Origin of the sequence: Holdemanella hominis (genome assembly GCF_014306155.1) — a bacterium.
GTDB lineage: Bacteria > Bacillota_I > Bacilli_A > Erysipelotrichales > Erysipelotrichaceae > Holdemanella > Holdemanella hominis.
The window spans coordinates 1-1,725 of sequence record NZ_JACRWH010000107.1 but is presented as its reverse complement, the minus strand read 5'-3'; the positions used below and the strand labels follow the sequence as shown (position 1 = coordinate 1,725).

Genomic DNA, 1,725 nt, shown 5'->3' with positions numbered 1-1,725 from the left:
GGCTCTGTCACAACAAATGGTTGATTTTTAACGAGAAATAGCGTATAATAATAGTAAGAAACAGTACCACCGAAGGAGGTAATTGGATATGCCTACTATCAAAGACGCATTAGATATTATCGGTAAGTTGACTGTCGCAGAGCAGGAAAGCCTTAAAACAATGCTTTTAAGTCCTGCCTTTGTAAAGTCTTTGAATATTGAAGATTTCGTAGCAAAGGAACGCTTTGCAAATGGTCGTGTATGCCCTCTTTGTGGCTGTATCCATGTGGTTCGCAATGGTCATCGTAAAGATGGCACACAGCGATATGTATGTAAGGATTGTGGCAAGTCCTTCGTGATTGCTACGAACTCCATTGTGTCTGGTACAAGAAAAGACTTGTCCGTGTGGGAGCAGTACATTGATTGTATGATGAATGGCTTATCCATTCGTAAGACTGCTGTTGCTTGTGGGATTCACAGAAACACCGCATTCCTTTGGAGACACAAGATTTTGGATGCACTTCAGAATATGGCAGACGATGTTACCCTTGACGGCATTATTGAGGCTGACGAAACTTTTTTCGCCATCTCGTACAAGGGCAATCATAGCAAGAGTAAGACATTTGCTATGCCACGCAAGGCTCATAAGCGTGGTCATTCTACACATATCAGAGGCTTGTCCCAAGAAAAGGTATGTGTTCCTTGTGCGGTTAATAGGAATGGCTTGTCTATCTCCAAGATTACGAATACTGGTAGAGTTTCTACAAGAGATTTACATCATATTTATGATGGTAGGATTAAGACCAATTCCACTCTTGTTACGGACAAGATGAACTCCTATGTGAGATTTACAAATGCCAATGGCATTGACCTTGTGCAGTTAAAGACTGGCAAAGCCAAGAAAGGCATTTATAATATCCAACATATCAATAGCTACCATAGCCAGCTAAAGAGGTTTATGCGTGGCTTTAACGGTGTTTCTACCAAGTATCTGAACAACTATCTTGTGTGGAATAACCTTGTAAATTACGCCAAAGAAAGCGACATGGAGAAAAGGAACATCTTCTTAACTTTCGTTTTGGCAACATTGAAAACTGCTAAATGCAGAGATTTATCAAACAGACCAGCAGTTCCTCTGGTCGCCTAATTAGAATTTGTGGAGATGATAAGATGGTCAATATAACAGATGTAAAACAGATTCTTCAATTTGCAATAGATGCGGAGATTAAAGTCTTTCTTGATGGTGGCTGGGGTGTAGATGCTCTTCTTGGATATCAGTCAAGAGCCCATAATGATATTGACATTTTTGTAGAAAAGAACGATTATCAGAACTTTATAGAAATAATGAAAGCTAATGGCTTTTATGAGATTAAGATGGAATATACAACATTGAACCATACTGTATGGGAAGATTTGAAAAACAGAATTATTGATTTGCATTGTTTTGAATATACGGACGAAGGTGAAATTCTTTATGATGGGGATTGTTTTCCGGTAGAAACTTTTTCGGGTAAAGGAAGAATTGAGGAAATAGAGGTTTCCTGTATTGAACCATATAGTCAAGTAATGTTCCATCTGGGATACGAGTTTGATGAAAATGATGCACATGATGTGAAGTTATTGTGTGAGACACTTCATATCGAAATTCCAAATGAGTATAGATAACTGCAAATAACAGTTTGTAGGGGAGTTCTGATACTCCCCTATAAAAATGGCTATTTATCAACTGTTTGTTGTGACATAGCC

The 1,725-nt window shown here is 38.5% G+C and carries 2 protein-coding genes; both read left to right on the top strand.

From position 1 onward, the window contains the following. Positions 1-88: 88 nt before the first annotated feature. Positions 89-1,126, top strand: coding sequence for an IS1595-like element ISSag10 family transposase (locus H8911_RS12070; RefSeq protein WP_002837184.1), 1,038 nt, complete (start codon positions 89-91; stop codon positions 1,124-1,126). Positions 1,127-1,149: 23 nt separating this feature from the next. Then, on the top strand, positions 1,150-1,644 hold the full coding sequence (gene lnu(C) / locus H8911_RS12065) for a lincosamide nucleotidyltransferase Lnu(C) (protein WP_019543803.1): 495 nt from the start codon (positions 1,150-1,152) through the stop codon (positions 1,642-1,644). The last annotated feature ends 81 nt before the right edge of the window (positions 1,645-1,725 follow it).

Coding starts and splice junctions, on each gene's coding strand:
- H8911_RS12070 (WP_002837184.1), top strand. CDS start 89: ATGCCTACTATCAAAGACGCATTAGATATTATCGGTAAGTTGACTGTC.